The 26467-nt window shown below is 41.0% G+C and carries 23 protein-coding genes and 1 pseudogene; 11 read left to right on the top strand and 13 right to left on the bottom strand.

Translation table 11 applies throughout. The annotated features are described in order from the left end of the window. Positions 1–160 precede the first annotated feature (160 nt). Both ACO05K_RS09925 and ACO05K_RS09930 read right to left on the bottom strand, forming a co-directional pair. Complete coding sequence (locus tag ACO05K_RS09925) at positions 161–1552, bottom strand: DASH family cryptochrome (RefSeq protein ID WP_421944286.1); 1392 nt, start codon at positions 1550–1552, stop codon at positions 161–163. A 164-nt stretch (positions 1553–1716) separates the two neighbouring features. Continuing rightward, on the bottom strand, positions 1717–2211 hold the full coding sequence (locus ACO05K_RS09930; protein ID WP_421944287.1) for a hypothetical protein: 495 nt from the start codon (positions 2209–2211) through the stop codon (positions 1717–1719). 215 nt (positions 2212–2426) lie between these two features. Here ACO05K_RS09930 and ACO05K_RS09935 point away from each other — a divergent pair, with 215 nt between their 5' ends. The 3 genes from ACO05K_RS09935 to ACO05K_RS09945 are packed head-to-tail and all read left to right on the top strand — an operon-like array spanning position 2427 to position 7889. Next, positions 2427–3155 (top strand): ImuA family protein, encoded by a 729-nt coding sequence (locus ACO05K_RS09935; RefSeq protein WP_421944288.1) that lies wholly within the window; start codon positions 2427–2429, stop codon positions 3153–3155. Further along, a complete protein-coding gene (locus ACO05K_RS09940) occupies positions 3155–4657 on the top strand; it encodes a Y-family DNA polymerase (protein ID WP_421944289.1) in 1503 nt (500 codons plus the stop codon). Before ACO05K_RS09935 ends, ACO05K_RS09940 begins: the two co-directional genes overlap by 1 nt. Before the next feature lie 4 nt (positions 4658–4661). Beyond that, the gene (locus ACO05K_RS09945; protein ID WP_421944290.1) at positions 4662–7889 is read left to right on the top strand and encodes an error-prone DNA polymerase; all 3228 of its coding nucleotides are present in this window, start codon (positions 4662–4664) and stop codon (positions 7887–7889) included. 256 nt (positions 7890–8145) lie between these two features. Here ACO05K_RS09945 and ACO05K_RS09950 read toward each other — a convergent pair whose 3' ends face one another. The 3 genes from ACO05K_RS09950 to ACO05K_RS09960 are packed head-to-tail and all read right to left on the bottom strand — an operon-like array spanning position 8146 to position 9231. Further along, positions 8146–8658 carry a TlpA family protein disulfide reductase gene (locus tag ACO05K_RS09950; RefSeq protein WP_421944291.1) on the bottom strand — a complete coding sequence of 171 codons (513 nt, stop codon included), beginning with the start codon at positions 8656–8658 and terminating at the stop codon, positions 8146–8148. A 47-nt stretch (positions 8659–8705) separates the two neighbouring features. Continuing rightward, positions 8706–9044, bottom strand: coding sequence for a hypothetical protein (locus ACO05K_RS09955; RefSeq protein WP_421944292.1), 339 nt, complete (start codon positions 9042–9044; stop codon positions 8706–8708). 13 nt (positions 9045–9057) lie between these two features. Further along, positions 9058–9231: a hypothetical protein gene (locus ACO05K_RS09960; RefSeq protein WP_421944293.1), complete on the bottom strand. Its 174-nt coding sequence runs from the start codon at positions 9229–9231 to the stop codon at positions 9058–9060. 181 nt (positions 9232–9412) lie between these two features. On the opposite strand from ACO05K_RS09960, the gene ACO05K_RS09965 reads away from it, so the two are divergent. After that, positions 9413–10477: a sensor histidine kinase gene (locus ACO05K_RS09965; RefSeq protein ID WP_421944294.1), complete on the top strand. Its 1065-nt coding sequence runs from the start codon at positions 9413–9415 to the stop codon at positions 10475–10477. Then, positions 10474–11148 carry a LytR/AlgR family response regulator transcription factor gene (locus ACO05K_RS09970; RefSeq protein ID WP_421944295.1) on the top strand — a complete coding sequence of 225 codons (675 nt, stop codon included), beginning with the start codon at positions 10474–10476 and terminating at the stop codon, positions 11146–11148. The genes ACO05K_RS09965 and ACO05K_RS09970 overlap by 4 nt, the downstream gene beginning before the upstream one ends. A 323-nt stretch (positions 11149–11471) precedes the next feature. Here the strand turns inward: ACO05K_RS09970 and ACO05K_RS09975 are convergent, their stop codons facing one another. Continuing rightward, complete coding sequence (locus ACO05K_RS09975; RefSeq protein ID WP_421944296.1) at positions 11472–13334, bottom strand: hypothetical protein; 1863 nt, start codon at positions 13332–13334, stop codon at positions 11472–11474. A gap of 481 nt (positions 13335–13815) precedes the next feature. Between ACO05K_RS09975 and ACO05K_RS09980 the strand changes: the two genes are divergently transcribed. From ACO05K_RS09980 to ACO05K_RS09995, 4 genes are all read left to right on the top strand, one after another. After that, positions 13816–15678 carry a tetratricopeptide repeat-containing sensor histidine kinase gene (locus ACO05K_RS09980; RefSeq protein WP_421944297.1) on the top strand — a complete coding sequence of 621 codons (1863 nt, stop codon included), beginning with the start codon at positions 13816–13818 and terminating at the stop codon, positions 15676–15678. Continuing rightward, positions 15675–16322, top strand: a complete 648-nt coding sequence (locus ACO05K_RS09985) for a response regulator (RefSeq protein ID WP_421944298.1) — start codon at positions 15675–15677, stop codon at positions 16320–16322. The genes ACO05K_RS09980 and ACO05K_RS09985 overlap by 4 nt, the downstream gene beginning before the upstream one ends. 250 nt (positions 16323–16572) lie before the next feature. Continuing rightward, on the top strand, positions 16573–18711 hold the full coding sequence (locus ACO05K_RS09990; protein WP_421944299.1) for a hypothetical protein: 2139 nt from the start codon (positions 16573–16575) through the stop codon (positions 18709–18711). Positions 18712–19024: 313 nt separating this feature from the next. Beyond that, positions 19025–19444 (top strand): DUF1810 domain-containing protein, encoded by a 420-nt coding sequence (locus tag ACO05K_RS09995; protein ID WP_421944300.1) that lies wholly within the window; start codon positions 19025–19027, stop codon positions 19442–19444. 94 nt (positions 19445–19538) lie between these two features. Here the strand turns inward: ACO05K_RS09995 and ACO05K_RS10000 are convergent. Beyond that, positions 19539–19631 (bottom strand): annotated as a pseudogene (locus ACO05K_RS10000) (hypothetical protein); the annotation flags it as partial. Between the two features lie 359 nt (positions 19632–19990). Here ACO05K_RS10000 and ACO05K_RS10005 point away from each other — a divergent pair. Beyond that, complete coding sequence (locus tag ACO05K_RS10005) at positions 19991–20320, top strand: iron chaperone (RefSeq protein ID WP_421944301.1); 330 nt, start codon at positions 19991–19993, stop codon at positions 20318–20320. Between the two features lie 30 nt (positions 20321–20350). Here ACO05K_RS10005 and ACO05K_RS10010 read toward each other — a convergent pair whose 3' ends face one another. The 6 genes from ACO05K_RS10010 to ACO05K_RS10035 all read right to left on the bottom strand — a co-directional run bounded on the left by ACO05K_RS10010 (position 20351) and on the right by ACO05K_RS10035 (position 25829). Beyond that, positions 20351–21628 (bottom strand): hypothetical protein, encoded by a 1278-nt coding sequence (locus ACO05K_RS10010; RefSeq protein ID WP_421944302.1) that lies wholly within the window; start codon positions 21626–21628, stop codon positions 20351–20353. Between the two features lie 364 nt (positions 21629–21992). Next, positions 21993–22787, bottom strand: coding sequence for a phosphatase PAP2 family protein (locus tag ACO05K_RS10015; protein ID WP_421944303.1), 795 nt, complete (start codon positions 22785–22787; stop codon positions 21993–21995). 1 nt (position 22788) lies between these two features. Continuing rightward, complete coding sequence (locus tag ACO05K_RS10020; protein ID WP_421944304.1) at positions 22789–23196, bottom strand: hypothetical protein; 408 nt, start codon at positions 23194–23196, stop codon at positions 22789–22791. A gap of 57 nt (positions 23197–23253) precedes the next feature. Beyond that, positions 23254–24510, bottom strand: a complete 1257-nt coding sequence (locus ACO05K_RS10025) for a sensor histidine kinase (protein ID WP_421944305.1) — start codon at positions 24508–24510, stop codon at positions 23254–23256. After that, the gene (locus ACO05K_RS10030; protein ID WP_421944306.1) at positions 24507–25184 is read right to left on the bottom strand and encodes a response regulator transcription factor; all 678 of its coding nucleotides are present in this window, start codon (positions 25182–25184) and stop codon (positions 24507–24509) included. Before ACO05K_RS10030 ends, ACO05K_RS10025 begins: the two co-directional genes overlap by 4 nt. A 51-nt stretch (positions 25185–25235) precedes the next feature. Further along, positions 25236–25829, bottom strand: a complete 594-nt coding sequence (locus ACO05K_RS10035) for an HD domain-containing protein (protein WP_421944307.1) — start codon at positions 25827–25829, stop codon at positions 25236–25238. A gap of 173 nt (positions 25830–26002) precedes the next feature. Between ACO05K_RS10035 and ACO05K_RS10040 the strand changes: the two genes are divergently transcribed. Continuing rightward, on the top strand, positions 26003–26416 hold the full coding sequence (locus tag ACO05K_RS10040; RefSeq protein WP_421944308.1) for an EamA family transporter: 414 nt from the start codon (positions 26003–26005) through the stop codon (positions 26414–26416). Positions 26417–26467: the final 51 nt, after the last annotated feature.

Genomic DNA, 26467 nt, shown 5'->3' on the forward strand with positions numbered 1-26467 from the left:
AAACTTAGACTAATACTATTCCGTTAATCATAAGAATTTTACCAGTATGTTGAAAATAATGGCCATGAATGTATATGGCTTTATTGAATTAACATTGTTAGCTTTACATCAGCTACTACTGCTGAAGGACAATATAGTCGCTTAAAAAAAATAATTCCTGTCAAACAGTATTTGTCTTTATAAGACTAATTGCCCTGCTCCATTTTTTGTATACCTCTATGGGGTCTGGATATTTAGCCACCTTAAATTCCCAGGGAATAAGAACTTCTCTGTTACTAAGATCAGAGAGTTCAGGAATCCATTTTCGTATAAAGTCTTGCGCTTTATATTTATTGGATTGATGAACCGGGTTTGTATACCAAATCTCAAATGCCTGCATATGCCAGTTCATCCAGTTAGAACTTACATCATAATCAATCAATTTCGATTCGAAATAAGAAGCACCCCAGGTCCAGTCAATTTTTAAGTCGTGAACCAGATAGCTAGCACAATTAACCCTGCCGCGATTGCTCATGTATCCAGTTTGGTTCAGCTGACGCATGTGCGCATCAACAAATGGGATTCCGGTTGTACCCTGACACCATCTTTTAAATTTTTCAGGGTTGTTTTCCCAGTCGATCTTTTTATTTTTATATCCTACACTGCGAAAAATCAGGTTCCCGAAGCGCATGGCTTTAAAAGTGAAATAGTCTCTCCAAACCAATTCGAATACCAGCCACAATGTACTTTGATTTTTCTTGATTTTGGCTTCATAAGCCTTAACCTGATCATATATTGCCCGGGCTGAAATACAGCCCAATGCCAGGTATGGTGAGAATTTAGAACTATAATCTAATCCATCAGATTGATTTCTGCTCCATCTGTAACCTGTTAAAAGTTCAGATTTAAAAGTATAGTATTCCAGTCTTTCCAAAGCCTCCGCCTCCCCTCCTTTAACTAAGGGATGGCAACTTTCATACTCCTGTTTGGTAAAACCAAAATTCCGATAAGAGGGGTTTTTGGATGACTTTGCACCTAAAGCGGATTTTAATTTAATAGGTTTATCAAGGATTTCCCGAGGTTCGGCCTCACGGCCGGCTGGAATTCTGTAAGCCTTACTGGTGAGCGGAATTTTAGAAATCTTAAATGGTATATCGTCTTTGTGGTAAAGTGTTTTGCCCCAAAAGAAGTGAAATTTTGCATCAGCTGAGGCATCAATCACTTTATTTACCAGACTTACTTCATAACTTGCATACTCTTCTTCTGCGTATACATCCGTAACACCATATTCTGCAATTAATGCTGGCAAAGTATCGACGGCCGAAATTGCTCCAATAATCAGATGCCCTCCGATTTCTTCTAAATTGTTCTTCAGATTAAGAATGGACTGCTGTAAAAATTTAAAACGGACGGCATCAATATTCTGGAATCCGAGTTCTCCCCTCCTGTACCATTCTTTTTCATAACAGTAACAAAAAATCAAATCATCACATTCTTTATATGCCTTTGATAAAGCCTCATTATCCAGCAGTCTCAAATCATTTTTAAACCAAACAAGTCCACGTTTTTTCATTTAAAGCATTTTAGGATAATTAGCAATACATATTATTGCAACAACTGCTTTCACATTAATCAATAGAGACTGTTTAATGTTAAACTATTTTAAAACGTTCAAAACGCAAATAAGTTCGTATGATTTCAGTTGAATGAAATTCGCGGCTGTTTGAGATGTTAGCTTCACCTGTTAACCTTTTCCCAACCAAATGTTTCGTTCTTATAGATAAGCGGTTTGGCTTTTAAAGAGAAGTCATCTGAAAAATCATGGTTAAAGACCTGGAATTCTATACTCCACTCCTCTTTAAGCAGATATGGTACGAACCTTGTAAATATACGTTCGAAATCTTTAAAGCTAATCCCTGTTTTGCAAATGACCATATAAGTTGTATCTGATTTTAATACTACTTTCTCAACCAGATTTGGCCATCTTGAGCAAATTGCCTGAGGCAGGCTGTTGAAATACTGATCGTTTATATGGCTGGTTATACCATCGAAAAGCTCTGAGCTTAGTTGCTCGCCACTCAGTTGCCTCCAGGTGCCATGCAGATTTTCCAGGCTACCCAGCAATTCTCCATCAAGTACAATCTTCCAGGGTTCCTCTGCTGCAAAGCGTATCAGCTGGTAAACTTCCACTAAGCCACTTTTGCCGTCAAAAAAATACTCGAGCTCAATCATAAAAAAGATTTTATATCGTTTTCAAAGTTCAAATATAATTATAATTACTAAATAAATTAGTATTTATTAACATTTTTTAAGTATAAAAACTACTTTGATTTACTTTAAAACCCTTTTCAATTATTTTTGTTAACAATTATTAATACTAATATTTTTAGTATTAATTTTGTAAGGGTGGCATGACTATTTTGTTTATGCTCGGAATGTAAAAGGACATGGCAGCAGTTAACAGAGATATCATTCATAAACTTCAGGAACAAATCCTAAGCTTGCAGGGCTTTAAGCCTGGAAATGATGGTACTGCTGTAGACTTTGGATTTAGTGAAATAGCAGCTACTTTTCCAGGTAAAGTGCTTCCGCTTGCGGCCATCCACGAATTTATAAGTACAAGCCTGGAAGATGCTGCGGCAAGTGGTGGCTTTATTTCGGCATTACTTGCTACCTTAATGCAAAAGGGCGGCCTTTGCCTTTGGATTAGTGCCCAAAGAAAAATCTTTCCACCTTCTCTTGTCACTTTTGGCTTGTCGCCCGAGCGCATCATTTTTATAGACCTTTCTGCTGAGCGAGAGGTATTATGGGCAACGGAGGAAGCGCTGAAATGCGAAAGTCTGGCGGCTGTGGTTACTGAACTGGATGAGATTAGTTTTGCGCAAAGCAGAAGGTTGCAATTAGTTATCGAAAAAAGCCGTGTAACCTCATTTATCATCCGGAAAAATGAAGATAAGCTCAGTTCTACTTTGGCAGCAGCAAGATGGAAAATATCGGCTTTCCCAAGCGAGGCCATTGACGGCATGCCCGGGTTGGGTTTCCCAAGGTGGAACGTCGAGCTGCTTAAAGTCAAAAACGGATTACCGGGCAAATGGCATATTGAATATTCAGGAGGGACTTTTAAAATCCTTCATGAAACTTTTATTGAAACCGTCGAAATCAGAAAGGCAATTTAATGCAGAAGAGATACATGTCTATATGGTTTTCTACCCTGCTTACCGACTGGATTCGCATTAAGCGTCCAGCGTTAAAGGCTTTGCCCCTTGTCTTTTCAGATAAGTCGGGCAACCGCATGTTGATTACGGCTACCAGTAAGGAGGCCGCCTTACTCGGTATTCATTTGGGCATGCCGCTGGCCGATGCCAGGGCAATTGTTCCAGAACTTGAAGTCATTGAAAACCAGGGCCACAGGATGGAGAAACTACTTAGCGCCCTTGGGGAGTGGTGCATACGTTACACGCCATTGGTGGCGGTAGAGGCAGATCAGGGCCTGATTCTCGACATCAGTGGTTGCGCCCATTTATGGGGTGGAGAAAGGGAATACCTGCGGGAAATTGTAAACCGTTTACGTGGACTGGGTTATCAGGTGCGGGCTGCTATTGCTGATACGATGGGTACGGCCTGGGCGGTGTCACGTTATGGGAAGATCAGTCCAATCATTAAAAGTGGTGAAGCATTAAATGCGCTGCTCCAATTGCCACCAATGGCTTTACGGCTTTCGCCTGTAGCCAGCCAAAAGCTCATCAAACTCGGGTTAAAAACTGTGGGCAGCTTTATAAATATGCCCCGTTCGGTATTGCGCAGGCGTATTGGTGAGGAAAACATGGAAAGAATTGAGCAGGTTTTGGGGCAAAAGGATGAGCGGTTTTCGCCAATTGTAATTCCGGAATTATATAATGAGCGGCTGGCGAGTATGGAGCCGATTAGAACAAGGCCGGGCATTGAAATCGCCATCGAAAAACTTTTAACTGGTCTTTGTAAAAAACTCGAAAAGGATGGTATGGGGCTTCGTTCTGCCCTGTTGCGAAGTTACCGGATTGATGGAGAAGTGATTAAAACCGAGATTGGCACCAATAGTGCAACTGCTCATATCAGCCACCTTATGAAGCTGTTTTCGCTGAAAATCGAACAGATCGAGCCTAAAATGGGTATTGAACTTTTTACGATGGACGCCCCGAAAGTTGAACCCGTAGATCCCCATCAGGCGGCTTTATGGAAAACTGAAAAAGGTGCAGCGGATCAAAAAGTAACGGAGCTTTTGGATAGGTTGGCAGGCAAAGTTGGTGCTCAGGCCATTCAACGCTACCTGCCCCAGGCTCATCACTGGCCGGAACGGTCGATTAAAAAAGTAGATTCGCTGCTCGAAACGCTTTCTTTACCCTGGCGCACCGACCGTCTGCGCCCGGTGCAGTTGCTTAAAGTACCGGAGCCGGTAAAGGTTTCAGCACCCATTCCCGATTATCCACCCATGCTTTTTCGCTATAAGGGTATTACCCATCAGGTAAAAAAGGCAGATGGCCCCGAGCGCATTGAACGTGAATGGTGGTTAGAAGAAGGTGAACACCGGGATTACTACCAATTGGAGGACGACGAAGGGAAGCGCTATTGGCTTTTTAGATCCGGACATTATAGTTCAGAAAAAAACTCTGGCTGGTTTATACACGGATTTTTTGCTTAAAAGAATGGAATACATAGAACTTCAGGTAACCAGTAACTTCAGCTTTCTCCGTGGTGCTTCACATCCCGAAGAACTGATTGATCAGGCAGCGGCTATGGGCTACCACAAACTGGCCATTACCGATCGCAATACCCTGGCTGGGATTGTGCGTGCGCATGTAGCGGCCAGAAACCACAACATCACATTAATTCCGGCTTGCCGTCTTGATCTTTTAGATGCCCCATCCTTATTGGCTTACCCGACTAATCAGGAAGCTTATGGACGTTTATCTGCCCTGCTTAGCCTTGGCAATATGCGTGCTGAAAAAGGGAGTTGCCATCTCTATCAGGAGGATATATTTGCCCATAGTGCGGGCATGAAGTTTATCGTAATCCCACCTGATGCCTTGAATTCACTCTTTGATTATGAAGCAGGCTTTAAGTCGCAGCTGGGAATTTTTAGGGAAAAACTGGGTAAGGATTTATTTCTGGCGGCAACCCGGAATTATAGCGGAGACGACCATAAAAGATTGTTCAGGCTCAATCAGCTGGCACAGCTGCTAGATATTCCGCTTATCGCCACCAATGATGTTCATTATCACCACCCTGATCGTCGGGAACTACAAGACATTTTAACTTGTACCCGAGAAAAATGCACCATACAGAATGCAGGTTTTCTGCTTTATCATAATGCAGAACGACACCTGAAAGATAAAGAAGAGATGACCAGGCTTTTCCGTCAGTATCCGGATGCAATTGCCAACAGTGTGCGACTGGCAGAATTCTGCCAGTTTTCGCTGGACAGCCTCGAATATGTTTATCCGGAGGAGATTACTACCGATGGACGTACGCCACAAGAGGAACTTACATACCTTTCTTGGAAGGGTGCACGGGAAATGTATGGAGAGAACATTCCTGAAAAGATTTCTGCCAACATTAATTATGAGCTGGCATTTATGGAGCAAATGAATTATGCCTCCTATTTTCTTACCGTGTATGATATCGTGAAATTTGCCCGTTCAAAAGGAATCTTATGCCAGGGCCGTGGCTCAGCAGCAAACTCTACGGTTTGTTATTGCCTGGGGATTACCTCGGTTAACCCTACCAAGTTCGACCTGCTTTTTGAGCGTTTTATTTCCTCTGCAAGGAATGAACCGCCTGATATCGATGTGGATTTTGAGCATGAGCGGAGAGAGGAAGTTATCCAATACATTTACCAGAAATATGGCCGTGATCGGGCGGCTATTGTGGCTACGGTAACACAGCAACATCAAAAGGGTGCAATTCGTGATGTTGGTAAAGCTATGGGCCTTTCTGTAGATACGGTAAGTAAGCTATCAGGTGCAATCTGGGAATTTACCGACGAATGGTTTGAGGAAGCCCGTATACTCGAGGCCGGGCTGAACCCCAAAGATCCGCTCATCAAAAAGGTACTGCAACTTACCGGGCAGATGATGGGCTTCCCGCGGCAATTGGGGCAGCACACAGGTGGGTTTGTAATTACCCGTGGTAAACTGACAGACCTCTGCCCCATTCTGAATGCAAGGATGGCAGACCGCACCAATATTGAGTGGAATAAAGATGATATCGATGCCCTGGGTTTTCTGAAAATTGATGTGCTGGCGCTGGGTATGCTTACCTGTATTAGAAAGGGATTTGACCTTGCGAAAGCACACTACAATTTAGATTTAACTCTTGCCAACATCAACGAAAGAGACGATCCAAAGGTGTATGAAATGATCAGTCATGCCGATACCATTGGAGTTTTTCAGATTGAGAGCCGGGCGCAGCAATCCATGCTGCCCCGCTTGCGTCCAAACTGTTTCTATGACCTGGTGATTGAGGTTGCCATTGTCCGGCCAGGTCCTATTCAAGGCGATATGGTACACCCTTATCTGCGCAGGCGGAATGGTGAAGAACCAGTAGAATACCCCTCTCCGGAACTTGAAGAAATATTGGGGCGTACACTAGGTGTACCGCTTTTCCAGGAGCAGGCCATGAAAATCGCTATTGTCGCTGCCGGATTTTCTCCTGCTGAAGCTGATGCCCTGCGCCGCAGCATGGCCACATTTAAATTTAAGGGACTGGTAAACCAATTTGAGAAGAAACTGATTGATGGCATGCTGGAACGCGGTTATAGCGAGGATTTCGCTAAAAGAATCTTTAGGCAACTTGAAGGTTTTGGTAGTTATGGTTTTCCTGAAAGTCACGCGGCTAGCTTTGCTTTATTGGTATATGTTTCCTGCTGGTTAAAATGTTATTACCCCGATGTCTTTGCAACAGCATTGCTCAACAGTATGCCTATGGGATTTTATCAACCTGCACAGATTGTGATTGATGCTAGGAATCACGGCGTGGAGGTTCGGGAAATTGATGTAAACTATTCTCTTTGGGATAATCTATTGCAGGAAAAAAGCGGAAAGTATCATGCCATGCGTTTGGGTTTTCGTCAGATCAAAGGTATTGCGGCAGAGGAAATGGATTTGCTAGTTACAGGGAGAACGGCTCCCTATCGAACAATACATGAGATTATGGATGCCGGAGTATCACAGGTTACGCTGGAAAGATTAGCGGATGCAGATGCTTTTCGTTCACTGGGGATGGACAGGCGGACGGCACTTTGGGAGGTTTCTGCACTGGCCGATCGTCCGGTTGGCATATTTGAAAAACAGGCTTCGGAAAGTGAAAAGGAACCCCAGCTCGCTTTGCCCTTAATGAGCAAATCGGAACACGTTGTGCAGGATTATGCAACAACAGCATTGTCTTTAAAGGCGCATCCTGTGAGTTTTGTACGGGAAAAACTAAGCTTACTAAAAATCTTATCTACCAAGGAAACCTCAAACACCTGGGATGGGAGACTGATAAAAGTTGCTGGATTGGTTCTAGTAAGACAAAGGCCTGGAACCGCGGGAGGAGTCTGTTTCATTACCATTGAAGATGAAACTGGCGTAGCTAATCTGGTGGTTTTTCAACAACTTTTTGAAAAGTACAGAAAGGAGATTTTGGGCGCAAGGGTGCTCATGGTAGAGGGAAAAGTGCAGCGTGAGGGCAAGGTGGTACATGTGATTGTTAAGCGCTGTTTTGATTTGACAAGTCTGCTTAAAGGTTTAACTGACACTGGACAGGAAGAACTGCCATTATTAACCCTTTCAAGATCGGATGAGCGGAGTCCATATCCTGTGGAAAATAAAAGAACACAGATAAGAGAACAGGCTGATGGAATAGTATTTCCAGCAGCCAGAAATTTTAAATAGAATCTAGAGCGAAACAGACTGACTTTAAATTTCGTAACGACTTGATCGCTCATAGCTAAATTTCCAGTTTAAAGCAGAAAGTATCCTTTAACCGCATCTCGCTAGAAATTTAGTATTTATTCATATCATTAATCATTTACCTGCTATGGAATTGGCGATATGGGATTAAATAAATTGGTTTTTCTATTTATAATCAATTGTCCTTAAAAACCTTTTTAGCCTTTTCTTTTTTAAAAAACTGAATAATATCTTAAAACTAAGGCAGGAGCTTAGCAAGTTTTTTTTCAAGCATTTCTCCACGCAGGTTTTTAGCTACAATAATCCCCTTCTCATTGATTAAGTAATTTGTTGGATAAGCGCTGATGCCATATATGAGGGCAGCTTCATTTTTATCGCCCTTGAGATCACATACATTTTCCCAGGTCATTTTGTCTTCTTTAACAGCTTTAAGCCAGCTTTGCTTATTTTCATCTGCAGCTACACCTAGAATTTCAAATTCCCTAGCTTTGTAAGCTTTATAAACTTTGACCAGATTCGGACTTTCCTCCCTGCATGGTAAACACCAGGATCCCCAGAAATCTAGCAATACATATTTGCCTTTGAAGTCTGAAAGCCTGATTTTTTTGCCATTGGTATTGGTTTGCTCAAAGTCTGCGAACTGTCCCCCTATCTTTATTTCTTTATTCAGGCGGATAAAAGTTTCTATGTTTTTACCATAATCCGTATTTTTTATTTCCGGAGTAAAGTTGTGGAATAGCGAGGCTACCATCTCTCTATCCCAGCTAGCAGCATAGACACTTAAAGTATACGCACTTATTAACGAGCCTGGATTGTTTCGAACAGAAGCAATTTCAATCTGCTTTTCCTGTTCTTTTGCTTCCCGAATGTTCTGCCGTAGCACTTTTTTTTTGCATCATCTTTAGATGCATTCAGCAAACGTAACAGGCTGTCCTGCAACATTCGGTTTGGCCCCAGTTGTTTCACATACTCCTCCTTTTCGGTCTGTGTTTTCGAACCTGTAATTACCGCCTTTTTAAACGCACCGTTTTTTAGTTCCAGGTGGGTATTTTGTTCAGCCCAGAAAAATACGTAGTCTTTAAACGTTGGGGTATAAATAATTAGTTGCGAAATGTTTTTCCCTGTTTTCGCAGACAAATTAAACTTACCATTAGTTATTTTTTGCAGAGTCCAGCGCTTTCTCCTGAGCAGAGCGGCTGACGTATATCCAGCTTCCTTCCTGAATCCCCTGTACTTTGCCCGAGATATCTAGGGTGTGAGCCATCGATGAGCTACAAAAAATCAGAAAAATCAGCTGAAGCGTTATTGTTTTGGTGTTGGTCATAACTTAATGTTTATGTCCAAAAATATCATTTGAAGGCTGTCATTTTTTGTTATTTAGACGGATAAGATTGAAAAATCGACCGATTTTAAAAAAGTCGATTTAGTCGAAAAAAAAGCAGTTTTTGTCGAAAACCCGATAAATGCAGGTTTTAGTTGTTTTATAAATTTTTATCTTGCCCCTCGTGCCAGACTCGCTTAATTTTAAAATTTCCAGATATGCTAAAATAGAAATCAGTTTTTTCCTGCTGTATTTTTATGTCGTTGGTCTGCTATCCAGTTTTGAATACAATTTATGGGAAAAAGGGCAATTCGGTATCTCAAAAGAAGATCTTGAATTTGGACTCGTATATGGTACATTTAATTTGATTGCATTTTTTATATTTTACAGGTGCCTGCAGAAATGCCTTGTTATTGATAAGATTTGGGCATTTGTTGTGCTTATTCTGTCTTTCATGCTGATGTTTTTCTTTTTCAAAAAAGCAAGCTATTTATTAATCTCAAAACTTGATTTCCTGTCCGTGCAAATCAGGACGAATGCACTTAAATGGTATCATCTCAAAAGACTAGGCTTCACGGTATCTTATATGATGACACAGTTTTTTGGTGTTGCATATTTAGCGTACTTTATACATTCGGCCAGGCAGAACGAGCAGATTAAAACGCTGAGAGAAGAGCAACTGGCCTCAGAATTAACTTATCTCAAAGCCCAGCTTCAGCCGCATTTCTTTTTTAATACCCTGAACAATATCTATAGCTTTGCCTTGCGAAAGGCAGACCAGACAGCACCACTTGTTTCAAAGCTGGCAGAAATGATGCGTTACATTTTGTATCACGCCGATAAGCAAATGGTGCCGCTAAAAGATGAAATTGATTTTATCCGGAACTATGTAGAAGTAGAAACCATTAGGTACCGCAAACAGATATCAATTGGATTTGAGATGCAGGGAGTTGATCATTCTGGTGAGATCAGCCCCCTACTTTTGCTGCCATTTGTTGAAAATGCTTTTAAGCATGGGATTCAGGAGGAAGAAGGGTCAGGCTTTGTAAATATTGTCATTCACACCTTAGATCAGGAGCTGACCATGGAGGTTAAGAACAGCATATCCAAAACAGAATCCAAAGCTGGAGGTATCGGGCTAATGAACGTCAGGAAGAGACTGGAAATTCTTTACCCTGGTAGGCACACCCTTAATATATATAGTAATGGTACGATACATGAAGTTTCTCTAACCTTGAAAATGAAATGATTAATTGTTTAATTGTTGATGATGAGCCTTTAGCTCAACAGATTCTAGAGGACTATGTAAAAGCTCATGAAGGTTTATTCTTAGCGGGCGTATGCAGCACAGCTTTTGAGGCGTTTGAAGTGTTGCACAAGCAGAAAATCGACCTGATGTTCCTGGACATTAAGATGCCTGCTCTAAATGGCATTGATTTTTTAAAATCTTTGAAAGAGCCTCCCAGTGTTATTTTCACTACTGCATATTCTGAATTTGCCGTGACGAGTTATGAGCTTGATGCTGTAGATTATCTGTTAAAACCCATAACTGCTGAGCGCTTTCAGAAGAGTCTTGACAAACTCTTCAAATCGACCTTCAGTACACCTCAGGAAAAAAAAGACTACTCGTATTTTAAGGTCTCGGGAAAACTTTTAAAGATTTTTCACCGCGATATTCTTTATGCCCAATCTGTAAAGGATTATATTTTACTTCAGAGCAAGGCCGGCAGGTTTTTAACTCATATGACAATGAAAAATCTTATGGAGATTTTAGAAGGTGAAACATTTATCAGAATCCATAGGTCTTACCTGATCAATAAGGATCAAATCGAGGCTGTTGGAAAGTCTAAAATTCGCATTGGAGAAGAGTGGATTCCTATTGGTAGCTTTTATAGAATTAATTTATCCCTAATCAATTAGGCGTCAGTTGCTTCCTTTATCTTTGGCATTCCTCTTCAGTGTAAAGTAAATTGTTAACATCACAGAAAAATGGCAAGTAAATTCCGGACGGTACAGCGAATTGATCATTTTTTTGAAAATTAGACCAAAAATGCAGCCATTCTCAGCCCCCTACATTTGCCTATAAGTGAGACCATTCCCTGAGCCAGCAGCATTTCTCCAGTCGGATCACCCTGCCATTTCCATTGATTGAGCTAGCCCTTAGCTTGCATGCGGTAAAAAGAACCCTTGATTGTTTGAGCTTCCTGACTGAAATAGCGAGGAGCATTTCCATTAACAAACTGTTATTTTAAAACCGCTGTTGGATCCCATTTCATTGCTGCCAGATACGCCAACCTACCATCCTGAATTGCCTTTTGAGCAGCTGCACTTGCCTGCTTGGCAGCAGTATCATAATCAGTAGGTAGTGAACCAAATTGTCCTTCCACGGTCAACACTGCTGAAGTAATTGTTCCCTTGGCATCCGTATTCATACCGAACCACTCATAACCTTCCCTGGTCTTATTAATCCCTGTAAAGGAACCGCCGGTCTTGCCGCGATATTTGAGCATTGTCCAGTTAGCATCGTCAACATAAATATGTTCATAGGTCGCCCCATCCGTAGTAACAGTCTGGCGATAGCCTAGTTTAGTATTTTTCGGGCCAAAAAAACCCCGCCAAACCTCACCATCCTTAAGCGTTACTTCTCCAACAATAAAGCTGCCCAAAGAATCCAATTCACCCTTAAAAACCCCGAAATCCCCTGTCTGCTTACCGCGGTAACGTTTATTATCCTTAAACGCTCCAGAGAAGGTTTCCCCATTTGGATAAACTACTTCTCCTTTGATGAAATAGCCGTTTTTATCATAGGTTCCGTTGAAGCTGGTTCCTCCAGGATAAACTGTTTTGCCGCTAGTGATATAGCCATTTTCATGTACGCCTTCCGTGGTCGAGCCATCTGGCAGCGTTGTTTTCCCTTTAATAAGATAGCCTGCTTTGTTATGCAAACCCACTGTAATCCTACCATCCAGAAAAGTAAATTTTCCATTGTAAGGCTGCCCGGAAACAACAGCATCACCCTCGTATACTGTACCGTAGTCGTTGGTAAATTTTTTCGACCCTGCCGGCGGAAGTTGAGAGCGTCCCTGGGCGATAACAGTTTCCTTGCCATTTGGAACATCCATGTCCTTCTCAACGGTGTAACCACTTTTAAATGTCCAGGTGTGTTTGCCAATCATCTTGTCATCTTTCCACTGCCCTTTGATCACAGCGCCATTACGGTAAAGGATAGCCGTACCCTGTTTCGCACCATTTACATACTCAGCCTCTTCTACATCATCAGGGCCCCAGGTAGTAACACCAAATCCGTTCTGCTCATTATTGCTGTAGCCTCCTTCATAAGTGTAGGCCTTATTTGTAGCAGAAGCAGCATAGACTATCCTGACTTTTCCGCCAACTACACTTCCATTATCGAATTTTCCGGTAAGGGTAGTGCCATTTGGAAAAACGAGGGTACCCAAACCATGAGGCGCCCCATCTTTGGTATTTCCGGTATAGACCCCAGATCCGTTAACATAAGTAACTGTTTCCACGCAACTACCCGAACAGTCTTTTTTTGTACCACCTGTAAAATTTTTGTTCATCCCATTTTCCCGTGCTACAGATTTATTGTAAGCTTCCGCACTGCCCTTTATAACGGTAGTGATAGCAGCCACATCAAGGCCAGCTCCATAGGCGGCAAAAAAAATCTTCTCATGATTCTCCTTGGTATTAGGAACGATTCCAGAGGAGGCGACAAAGCTGCGCACCTTTGAAACCTTTTGATTCCAGGCACTCTCCTGCGCCTCGAGTTTGGCGTTATATGCGGCCTGTTTACGCTGAAATTCAGCTGCATACGGGCTGTAATTCGAGGAATAGCTTCCCACGCTACTGCTATAAGATGTTGAGCTACCCCCGCCCCCCGAAGAACTCGGCATGCTGTAAGCAGAAGGAGACTTATAGGAACTGCTGGGACTGTTAGCTCTGGGTGGTGAATAGGCTCGCTGGGTGCCCTCACTCAGCCGCCTGTATTCAGAGGCCTGCCTTTCCCTGGCTGAACCAGGCTGGGCAAAACCTGACGAAATACCTGCAATTAGCCAAACTGCTGTTATTAGAATAAATCTGATCATTGAATATCTTTTTTTAATAATACTTTTACTGGATCTGGGGCTTACGTTTGTTGTACCGATTTGTAACCAAAAATAGCCCGATCATGCAGTTGATGAAATACCCAGAGGATGGTATTTTTCTATTTATATTGAAGGAGAAATGTTTTACCGAAGGATGGTAAAAAAAGGTGTACCTGAAAAGTTTTCCTGTAGTGTGTAATTTAGATAAGATTCAATTTGAGTCCCAGGAAATGGAGCGTTTCAATTGCTAATTATTAAATCCCGGAATAACTACCCCAACTAAAAAGAGAGTTTAAAGTTTTCTAAACTCTATAAAAAAATACCCTGTAGAAGGTATTGTATGCGCAGATTCGATTGTTAGATTTGTCACTATGCAATCTATTGAGGTGGAACGAGGATTATACTTAATGAACCTGATTTTCAATGATTTATTTTTAGTCTGATGTTTTAAAAGTCGCCTTATTTGTTTTTATTTGTTTCTATGCTTTCGAAAATAACCTTATACTCCCTCTTTTTAGCATGCCTGATAAGCGGGTGTAAACAACGTACCGTTCATCAGCGTCCTAATGACACCCCACGGCTGATGGGTATGCGAAAAGACTCGCTTGCTGTGTTTGCTGATTCCCTCAAAAACAAGTATGCTGAGGATGAGCTCAAAACCAATGTATCCTATCTGATCGCTATGGGATTATATAATGCAAAATTAGCGAAATATGAGCTCTCGAGAGTGATGTTCACAGAGGCTTTAGCGTTAGCAGATAAAAAAGATGAATATACGGTAGGAAAAATTCACAACTGCCTTGGAAATGCTGCATTTAATGTCGGACAATATGCAAGAGCACTGGAACTTTATAAAAAGGGATTGGCTTATTTTGAGAAGATAGGAGATAAAAAGTCTCAGGCCGGCATACACTCTAACCTTTCTCAGCTCTTCCAGCTAACAGGTGACAACGAACAGTCAAGAACTCACTTTAAGATTGGGCTATCTCTATTAGAAAATCAAAAGAAATCTTCATCTTATTTGCTCATGCTACATGCGTTGGCAAATGTTTATGGCCAAAGCAATTATATTGACAGTGCCCTTATGCTGGACAGAGAAGGTATTGCACTTGCACGCCAACTAAAATTGCCTGAATATGAAACAATGTTTTTAGACAATAAAGCAAATTGCTTTATGTATAGCAACAGGCCTGACAGCGCAAAAAAATACTTCGCAAAATCCTATGCAATTGATGTAGCTTCTGGAAACATCAAGCAACAATCGGATACCTGGCTTAATTTGGGCGTCCTGGCTGATATGGAAAAGAAACCAGATTCTGCAAAACTATTTCTTGAAAAATCCATTGCGCTGTCCAGGGAGGCTGGCTATAAAACCGGAGAGCTTGCTGCCCTGAAAATGCTCGGCGGAATTTACGAACAAGGTAGACAATTTGAGCAGGCCCTGAAGATTCAGAAATCATTCTATACGCTGAAAGACAGTATTTCCGGAGAGAAAAAAGAAGCCGCCGTTGCCGAATGGAAAGCGGTATTCGAAACTGAGCAGAAAGACCAGCAAATCAAGCTGGCCAACATTTTAATAGAACGAAAAAACATAGTAATCTACGGCTTAAGTGCAATTATGATTTTAACAGCCCTGGCTGTTTATTACGCAGTTAAGCGATACCAGATAAAAAAGGAAAAAAATTATAACGAGCGAATCTATCAGAAAGAACAACAGGCGGCCGCAGCTTTAATTAATGCGGAAGAAAACGAACGCAGGCGCATCGCAGCTGAGCTTCACGATGGGGTTGGACAAACGATGACAGCTGCATGGCTGAATTTACAGGCCATTGCCACAAATCCCAATGTGGAAAAAGAGTACCTTGAGTTACTCGATACAACAACCACGCTTGTTCAGGACAGCTGCAATGAAATCAGGACCATCAGTCATCATATGATGCCGGATGTACTTTTATCAAAAGGATTTATTCCGGCAGTAAAAGCCTTGATCTCAAATCTGCCACAGCAGAGCATATCCATAATACTATCTGCCGATGAAAAGCAACTCAGGTTAAACAGCATGCAGGAATTAATGCTGTACCGGGTTGTCCAAGAATGTTTACAAAACAGCTTAAAACACGCTATAGCCACGGAAATTGATATTTCAATAAACATTGATTCAGGTACGCTTAGTTTATTAGTTGAAGACAATGGAAAAGGTTTTGAAGTAGATAATCTGCAACATTTTGAAGGAATGGGTATCAACAGCATTTGTAGCCGGGTTCATTTTCTAAAGGGAACCGTAGAGTGGAGTAGCAGTGCTGATAATGGAGGTACTTTAGTTGCTATTCACATCCCTATATGAGTCACAATCAAAGTGTAATCCGCCTGGCGATCGCAGATGATCATCAAATCGTAATTGACGGCCTTTGCGCAGCGCTCAAGAATTTTCCGCATATCATCGTTTCGGCAACAAGCACCGATGGAACTGCATTATTAGAGACAATCAGCAATGAACCAATAGACCTTTTGTTGACTGACGTGATGATGCCTCACATTAGTGGTGTGGAACTGGCGCTTGAAGTAAAAAAGAAATATCCTGCAGTCAAAATCATTGCACTAAGCATGAGTGGAAGCGGAACACTTGTTGAGGAGATGATGAGCAAGGCTGCAATTGAAGGATACCTGCTAAAGCACTGCGGAATTGAGGAGCTTATTCGGGCGATCGAAATGGTTCACGGTGGTGGTGAGTATTTCCAGGCTACCGTGCTGGATGAATTAGCTAAACACATCAGACTTAAAAAGCAAACTTCAGCTATCCGTTTAACCCAAAGGGAAAAAGAAATCATCTCCCTTATGGAAAAAGATTGCAGTAATAAAGAAATTGCTGACCGGCTTTTTATCTCAGTACGAACTGTGGAAACCCATAGAAAGAATATTTTCAGAAAGACCGGCACCAATAACGTGTTGACTTTGGTCAAATGGGCTTACGAACATAAACTTCTGTAAAATATACCGTTAGCACGGTATTGCCCAAAAATTCGAGTACATTAATTTTGAGTATGGAAACAAACCTACTCATCCCCAGGACCATTCCAGTCTCAGTTTTGCTCCGTGGCTACTTTGTCCACGCACCCCTGACTCCTCACATAAAAATCTTTGGCCATCAACCGCCAGAAAAAGCCATGGATAATAAATGCTAATAGCTATTCCAGGTGATAATCACGCATTTTATTAAAAGATAAAAATACAATTTAAGATGAAAAAAATTTACATCCTTAGCGCATGCCTGATGAGTTTAGCCATACCGGCTTCTGCTCAATTCGGCAAATTAAAAAGCCTGGTAGGGAAAAAAGACAAGCCACAGCAGGAAAATACACAAGCCGCTGCGCCTAAAGAATCACCCGCATTAGCAGAGGAAGTTAATGAGACAAGCACCAGCAATGTAGCAGCTGCAGGAAAATCATGGACCATGCAAGCTGAAGGCAGTATCGACTGGTTTAGGCTCAGCCCGACCGGAAAACTTATTGCAGGAACCAATCAGGGATTAGTCGGCATCGAACCGGGAAGCGGAAAGGTAGCCTGGAAACATGAGTTCCTTAAAAATATATCCAGAACCAATTACAATCCAATTTCCGGCAGCCCGTTTATTGCCATTGTAACCGGAAGTATCTTCAACATGCAGCAGGTCATTTTGGACGTTTCATCTGGAAAAATCATTGCCAATACCTCAGATTTAGGCATGAAGATGGTCAATAAACGCTACACTGTTCCATCATTGGGTGGCATTCTGTTTTCAGGATATCTAAACAACCAGCCCTCACTGGTTTTCATAGATGCTGCTAGCGGAGAGAAGAAATGGGTATTAAGCAAAATATTTGACAGCAATTCCGAGGTTATGACCGCAAAACCACTGGCGGATGGAGCAAATACCATGCTGCTGGCAACCAATAAAAGGCTGTATAAAATTGATGTATCCTCTGGTAACGTTATCTGGAAAGCCGACTTCAAGACCAATATCGATGAGGGTATATTGGCTACTGAAGCTGCTGAGGAGGTTGAGGAAAAAGAAAGCACGAAAGCGGACGAGAAAAAGGGAGGCTTGATGAAATCACTCGGCGGACTGGCCAAAGTTCCCGGACTGGGCAGCGTGGGCAGTGCCGCGGGAGCAGCAAACTCGGCGGGTAAAATGGGCGCCATGGGCGGAAGCATGAAAGACGGCGCCGCTGTTTCAGCAGATGCAGCTTACGGTAAATTTCTGATATTAGATAATCAGCCAAATGTGGTTTATTACTATTCCAACCAGCAAATGTCTGCATTTGACCGCAGCACTGGGGCAGCGCTTTGGCAGACGGTAAAATTTTCTGACCCGGTATCACAGGTACTATATGACGAGCGGGGATTCTTAATAGCGACCGATGATAAACGTGCAGAACTAATGTTACTGGACTATAAAACCGGTATTCAAAAATGGAAGCCGGTAACTTTAAGAGGACGCATAACCGCCTTGAAATTAAAAGGCAATAGCCTAGCCATTGCCTCAGCTAAAGAGTCAGGCAACAACTACATTAACATCGTTGATATAAATTCAGGCAGCACCGCAGCCAAATCGGACATGAAAGTTTCGGGATACATCATGGATATCAAACAAAATAACAGCGGACTTATTTATAGAACAGACCGCGAGCTTAACATCCAGGACCCCGCTACAGGAAAAGATGCGTGGCAAAAGTCTCTAAGTTATAAACGAGGCGGTATCGGTGTAGATAAAGGCAATAAAAGCTACTTCTTTGCGGATAACCAGCTTTATCTGATGGATAACGATTCAGGTGAGTACAAGGCGATTAGCAAGAGCCTGAAATTCGGTGGTGATGAAATACCTAACGCAATTGAACTTCGGGAAAAAGGAATCCTGGTCAGCTCATCACAGAATATGGCTCTGTTTGACTGGGAAGGAAATTTAATTTACAAAATATACCAAAAAGCACCGGGAACGAGCCTGGCAAATAAAATCATCAACGTGGCTGCGATCGCAGTGTCTGCGGGGAATTCTGCCTCGCATGGCTTTCAGGCGGGCCTTTCAGGACCAAACACCACCTCATACAATAGCAATATGGCGGCTTCTGATCGCTGGTCTAACCTTGGAAGTGCTGCCTTTTCAGATATGAAAAGACGATTTACTGCCTCTCAGGACGCTAAGAATTATAAAACCATACTGACCAGCGTGGAAAATGGCGAAGATAGTGGTTATGGCTTGGTGAGGGTACACAAGGATACCGGGAAGATAGAGGGAAAAGTAGTGCTGAATGATAAAAAACCGGATTACATCGCTGATGATACCGATAATCTGGTATTTTTAAAGGATGGCAATAAAAACCTGATTGGATATAAACTTTAATACTGAATTTGCGCTCTCAATAATGCATGATTTCAAATTCTGATTCGCACCTGAAAATAGGTTAAGGAAATGTAGTTTAAAAGACAATAATCTTCATTTGACAGGGTTTCACGAGGTGGGTTGATGTTGGATTTTGGTAGATGCTCATAATGTGAGTGATAACTGATTCGTATCAATTGTATTCCATTATTTAAGGCAAATTATCCGGGCTACTTTTAATTTTACCAGAGCTGCATCCCGAAACTCCTAACGGAAATTCTCTCCTTCAGCAAACAAATATTTTATAATTTTGCCATTGAAGACAAGTACAAATATGAGCAGTGAAGATATTTATCGTTTTCTGGCACCGCATAACTTAACTTATCAGCGTGCTGTGGAAGAAATTAGGCATTCTAAAAAGCAAAGCCACTGGATGTGGTACATATTTCCCCAACTTGAAGGACTGGGCAAAAGTGATACTGCAATCTTGTATGCGATTCAGGATTTGAAAGAGGCAGAAGCTTACTATGTCCATCCTGTGCTGGGTGCAAACCTGCTGGAAATTTCGAATGTTTTATTACGCATCGAGGACAAGTCCGCTAACGAAATTTTTGGGTATCCGGACAATTTAAAACTGCATTCATGCATGACCCTTTTTGCACAGATAGAGCATGTAGACAGGGTGTTCCAGCTTGTTCTGGATAAATATTTTAATGGTGAGCCAGATCAACAGACCTTGAAGCGACTGAGATAGGTATCATCGTTTAGCACATTTTTAACAGTAATTGGATCAGCTGATTCCCCCCAGCTTGGTAAATGGTTTAAATGCTGTCGAACGATATGCAAAATTACATGCTTAAATATTTTTTGATTGCCCGGACAGAGGAGCCATTCAATGCGATGGTATCATAAAGTTGCTGCTCACTGACTTGAAACTGTTCTGACCAATACTTATTTCAGCCGGATCATCTGAATTGACCTGACGGTGTTCATTGCTATTATCCTACGGTTCTAGGCTATCCGAATCATTTTCTATTGGGTAGCGTTGACTGATTTCGTCTGGATCAGGAGTAAAATCTTCTTATCTGCAAGTAAAAAATAATTGTCCTTTTCTTTTTTAATCATCAAATTCAGATGCTCCTCAAAATCGACCTTGATTTGGACTTTAAATTGAAGCCTCGATGGTGATTAATTGCGTTACACGTAACCGAAAAGCAATTAAAGGGTCTAGCAGACTGTTCAAAATGTTTTGTTTTGGAATAGTATTCCGTTATGATTAATTTTATCTAAAGCAAAAAAAATGAGACCTGTAGAATCATACATCTCGAACTTCGAAGAGCAAAAGCAAGTACGACTCAACCAACTGCGAAGCCTCATTATAGAAATGGTACCTGAGATTAAGGAAAGCGTTAGTTATAAGATGCCAACTTATAAAAATAATAAATATGTGCTGTACTTCGGAGGTTATCAAAACCATATAGGCTTCTATCCGATTGGTCGAAATACGGAACTGGAAGATGAATTAGTACCTTACCGTGCAAAAAATGCAAAGGACACCTTACATTTTCCTTACAATATGCCCTTGCCAAAAGATTTAATAAAGAAAATTGTCACTTTATATTTGCTTTAAGCGTGATTGCGAAACATCTAACTGACTAACTTACCGCAAAACTTCAAGCATTCTCCTAGCTCTGGCAGCAGAAATAGGATAAGCATGTTCAGCATCATCAGCGATTGCTTTATAGAGTTCTACAGACTTGTGCTTATTTGACATCACAGCATTTATATAACCGTCAATTTCGGTGATAAAATACTTGTATTTCAAGTCAAAATCCTGATGTTTAATCAATTTCTGAAGCAGCAGGGATGCTGATGTTAACCGACGATCATGCATTAGAAAAACATCGTAAGCGTTGTAAAAATTGAACCAATATGGCCATGGTTTACCGTTTGTACTTTTGTTGTAACTATCCTTCACCAATTGCAGGGCAACTTCAAGCAACGCAAATTTGGTCAGGCTATCTCTTTGTGCAGTTCTATCGAGGAGCTTTAAATATTTTTCTGTTGCCTGCTCAAGGTTGCCGGTTCTAAATTCAGCTAAAATCTTTTCTTTCAGATATAACGGGTGTTGCTGGGCATAGCTTTCATATGCAAAGCCAGTAGAGAATAATTCTGCAAGATTTAGCATCCGGTAGCCTTTATCTAACTCCTTTTTCAAATCAAAAATCCACGGTTGCTCAAAGTTATGAAAAAGATAAACATATACTTTCTGACGTTTAAGGTCATAAATAGCGGAGTACTGCGTAGATAAATTCCCCTCTTGATGCGTTTTTTGAAGTATATCACGAAATAATCCAACACTTAGCGGTTCTTTTCCAGAAAGCATTTGGGTTGCCAAATCAAAGCGCTGGCAGCTATAGTTTTTTTTAGCGGCTTCCAGGATATTGAAATTGGTGCTAACCTGAGCATTGCTGGTTTTTTTTAAAGCAGAATCTGGGTTAATTATCACAGACGCTCCCGTAGCGTCAGCAAGCAAAGCCTGCGAGGTGCCTGTGTAGTTGTGCGTTTTAAGAAATGTTAATGCTTCTTTTACCGTCCGGTATTTCCTTAATATTTCAGAGAAAACATCCCCGTTGTATGGGTGTGTATATTTATATTTAGCCGGATCGAATCCATATTGAGCTGTAAAATCGTAGAAAAGACCATGTTCATTCATTCCGGCCTGTGCTAAAAGATCAGCATAGCCGAAAGAAACCAAACCGAAATCATCCTTCCCGGGCGGACTAAACCAAGTCCTTATAAAAGGGTTATAATCATCCTCGTTTGCGGCAGCAAACACTTCACCCCCACGGGCGGCAGTAAAAACTGTGCATGATCTTGCGGAGATAGATTGCGCAAGAAAGGCAGCAAGAAAAAAAGTCCGAAATAGTAATTTCATCGCAAATAAAAAATTAAATATACGAATGTATTCGTAGATAAACAATTTCTCCTATGCATTTTGTTTCAATTTTTAATTAGAAATCGAATGGAGATTTCGGCGACCTTGACCAAGTAATTCCGTGTCAGGTTGACCACTCTAAGAAAAGGCACAACTTATCTCTAACATATTATTTATTAGTCTGTTGGATTGGTCAGTCGAGACCGAAACACACTGACCCTAAATTCCGAAATAAGTTGATCAGTCTTAACGAAATCTCCACTCATTTACTAAAATTTATTCCTTTAGTTAAAACTTGTGCAATTCTGCTAAAAGTTTAGCGGGGCATTACCTTTGGCCTAGTTAAGTGGATTTCTTTATAAATTTAAAATCTTCCAGATAGCATCAAACCCGATGCTCCAGGTTGGTAAAAGGGCATCAAAGTAAATTTGCTATCTTTCTTTTTATTGAAAATTTGTTTCATGTAAGGATAAATCAGGTATGCAATCTTAGTAGAGGCAATTCCAAATCCCGCACCAGCAACAACATCGCTGAACCAGTGTTTATTATTGTACATTCTTAAGGTTCCTGTAGCAGTAGCTACAAAATACCCTGCATAGCCAATCCAGGGGTTAACATCCTTATATTCCTGATGCAAAAATTCTGCAGCCATAAAAGCAGATGCGGTATGGCCAGATGGAAATGAATTTTCTCCATTATTATTCGGCCTCATCCTGCCAACGCCCTGTTTAACAAAATGAGTAGAAACCCCCATAATCGCAGCAGAAGTTACATAAAGCATAGAGGCATCAAACAGATTATGTTTGCCTTTTACGCCTGAAAGATTTAGTGCATAAACAGCCGCCGCTGGTGCAAACTGTAAATAATCATCAACATGGGCTGCAAACAAAGGATGGTCTTCCTGTAGTTCTGCTTTTGTACTCAAGTCAAGCTGTTTTAAGGCACCCTTATCATAAACAGCTGCAAAACCATAACCCGCCAGAACAGCTGGGGCGATGAATGAGATCGCCTTAAATTTGTTTTTTGGAACTGAATTACCCGAATACCATCTTCCCAAAGAATCTACATTTGAAGTGGTTTTTAAAGAATCTATACTTTGCGCAAAAGAAGAGCATGTTGCTGCTGTAAACAGCAACATTATATAAAAGTACTTAGCCATACTAAGGTTTTACAGGATTACCATTTACATCAAATAATAAGTCTTTTCCTTTTACTTCAGCCTCATAACTTACACTGCCATCAGCCTTGGTAATTTTAGCCGCTTCGGCTACTTTCATGCCTTTTAACTTAGCCATTACAGCGGCTGGAAACTCACTGGCTTTGATAGAAACTTCCGTTTCCAATAAAGACCCTGCTGCTGAATAGACTTCGGAAGTTTCCTTACCATTTAAAGTAAAGCCAGCCTCGTAGCTTTGTTTTTCAATCTCCCAGTTTACTTTAACACGGGGATGATTTTTTGTAAAAGCAGTTTTAACCGCAGATGGTATTTTTGACGCCGCAACGTTCTGTGCGAATATAGCGGTAAGCAAACCGCCCATTAATAAAAAAATTCCAAAAATCTTTTTCATAGTTTTTATTTTTTATCAAAACTAGAAAGCAATTATGTAGGAATTCTGTAGTTAAGCCTAGCGATCAAAAAAAATAGAAAAATAATGCATTTTCTTTACCTGCTCATAATCAATCCGATAACCATAAAGATTACACACCTGCTTGGAGATAGCAAGGCCAAGTCCCATCCCGTCAGATTCATTAGATTTTGAAAAACGGTCAAAGAGCTTTGTTTTAGTTTCAAAGTCTTTTCCTGTATTTCCAATCACAAGTTTTACATTGGAAAGTTCAACAATAATCTTTCCGCCTTTGATATTGTGCCGAACTGCATTGCTAAATAAATTATTTAATAAAATATCAGCCAAATACCTGCTCATGTTGATGGTTTTTTCACATAGGATAACCTCCAGTGTCAACCCATCCCTTTCCAGGAGTTCTTCGAACTGTCTCGCCTTTTGCGCAATCAGCTCTTTCAGGTCTATGGCTTGAATATCGCCAATCAGGTTATTCTCAATTTTTGCTAACAGCAAAAGTGACTGATGAAGCCGGGAAAGCCTTCCAGTTGCCTGATAGATATCTTCGAGCATTGTGCCTTGCTGGGCGGTAAAGGGTTCGGTCTGCAAAAGCGAATCAAGTTTTGAATTGATTACCGCTAAAGGAGTCATCATTTCGTGTGAAGCATTATCAGTAAAACTCTTGAGCTCCCTGTAATCCTGTTTCACGCGGTCTGCCATGGCATTTACCGATTGGTTAAGCTCAATGAATTCGTCTATTTTTGTAGTATCGCTATTTAGTGATTCCATTTTGGTCACTTCAAAAGATTTCATTCTTTTAAGTGTGTTATAAAAGGGCATCCAGAGTCTGCTCATTACAAAACGGTTAATTATAAATAGTGAGACGAGTAAAATCAGCGTCACCCCTAATGTGATCAGCAGGATTACCCTTACTAAGTCTTCTGACTCTACCCTTGATTTTGTAATGGTTACCTGAATGTTCAGGCCCTTTAGCCGAAGCGTGGTAACCAGACTTCTGCCCGGCTCCTGCTCGTTTTCATTTTGGTTTAAGTAGGTCGTATTGCTAAATTCCCGGATATCTTTCGCTTCTGCGGGCAATTCGCGATAGGAAACCTGCTGATCGAGATAACTCGCAGGTAGGGGTAGCTTTTGATAAGTCCTGGTGTATTGCCTGATCTCATTTTCCTCTACTGCTAAATCCTTATCGAGTTTATTGGTCAGTATCAGGTGGATAAAGAAGTAATAGATTATACCGGTAATCACCAGGATAATGGAAGAGGTCAGGATATTGACCCTGTTATAGCGGGTAGAAAGCTTCATGCATCTGTAAATTTATAACCAATGCCATAAACAGATTTAATATAATCCTTTGCACCTGTTTCGGCTAGTTTCTTTTTCAGATTTTTTACATGGGTATAAATAAAATCGAAATCATCCGACAGATCCATTTCATCGCCCCAAAGATGTTCTGCCATCGCATTTTTTGTCACGACTTTATTTTTATTGGATAAGAAATAAACAAGCAGATCAAATTCTTTTCTGGTTAGCGTAAGTTGATTATCATTCAAGGTAACCTTCATTGCGGATACGTCCACTTTAATCTCATGGAAGGTAATCACATTGTCTCCATCAAAATTTTTCCTGCGTACAATCGCACTCACCCTTGCCTTCAATTCTGAAAGATGAAAAGGCTTAACTAAATAATCATCGGCTCCCAGATCCAGTCCGGAAAGCCTGTCGTCAAGAGAATGCCTTGCAGAGATAATCAGTACGCCATCCTTTTTATTAGATTTTTTTAACCTGGATAAGAGTTCCAATCCTTCGCCACCGGGTAAACCGAGATCTAAAAGGATGCAGTCATAACTATATAGTTCAATCTTTTCACTGGCCGTATCGAAATCCGGAGCATGTTCACAAATATTCCCCTCCCCGGTAAAATAAGCAACAATGCTTTCGTACAAGGCCTGCTCATCTTCAACAATCAGTATTTTCATTTTTTGATAATTTACATTTTGTGTTTAAAACGGATAAACTGTACAGGTCATTTATTCAAAGCGACTTTTAAGCTTTACGATATTAAGCGCTTTCTTTTGCTGAAGTATATTTTTCCCATAATCAGTAAAATATATATGAGCTGATAACATGTTCAAATTTAATTCATCCCATTCAACATCGGTATAAAAAAGATTGAGATTTGTCTCCCATTCCGTTTTTAGCCGGCTTGCGTAATCCTGATAGTCAGGAAGTGAAAAATGGTAAAAATCCGCATCACAAATTACCTCTTCTAATTTCCCTGCAGGATGTTGCGGAAATTTTGTCGCGACAATACATTTTTTAACAAGTTCTATCTTTTCTATTGCTAACCCATTAGCCCCTAAAAATTCTGCTGCAATTCTGGCGCTCTCTTCTTCGTGCCCCCAGTATTTCTCAGTGTAACCGACATCATGAAGAAAAGCTGCAAGCTCTAGTATAAAAAGCTCATCCTCGCTAAGCCCTTCTGCCTTCCCGATTCTCTTTACTCCATTCACGACCATTAAAGTATGGCCGAGGTTGTGAAAATACATCTGGAGGGAAAGTCTATTATGAAGACAGTCCTTCACAAAGACCGCCACTTTCTTCAAAAGAATTTCATTCTTCATATTTTATGTTAAATCCTGACAAGAATAAGCTTCAAATCTGGAGAAATTCTGTAGCACGCGAGCAGCCATAAAGTAAAACATCACAAGTATGATTTTGTCGCCTTTTTTTCGATGTTCTACAGTTTGTCTACAGATTTGAGCGTTATTTTTATTCTTATTACGAAACAGAAATCATGTGGAAATATTATGCAATTCTTTCTGCCTTTTTTGCAGCAGCTACCGCTATACTTGCTAAAATCGGAATCAAGGGGGTGAATGGAAATTTGGCTACAGCAATACGCACGGTGGTCATTCTATTTATTGCATGGGGAATTGTGCTGGCAAGCGGGGAAATTTCTGAGCTAAAAACCTTGAACAAAAATAATCTTATTTTTCTTGGTTTGTCCGGTGTGGCAACCGTTCTTTCCTGGATTTTTTATTTTAAGGCATTAGAAACAGGGAATGTTTCTAAAGTAGCACCGATTGATAAGCTTAGCGTTGCCATAGCAATGGGCCTTGCTTTTCTTATCTTAAAAGAACCAATCGAAACCAAAACTTTAATCGGAGGACTAATGATTGTCGGCGGCAGCCTGGTGATTTTGCTGTAATGATCATCTGATTGAATTGGGTAAAGTGGGAATATTCAGACGGGTTTTAAA

The sequence above is a fragment of the Pedobacter sp. genome (assembly GCF_965227205.1).
In the GTDB taxonomy this organism is placed as follows: domain Bacteria; phylum Bacteroidota; class Bacteroidia; order Sphingobacteriales; family Sphingobacteriaceae; genus Pedobacter.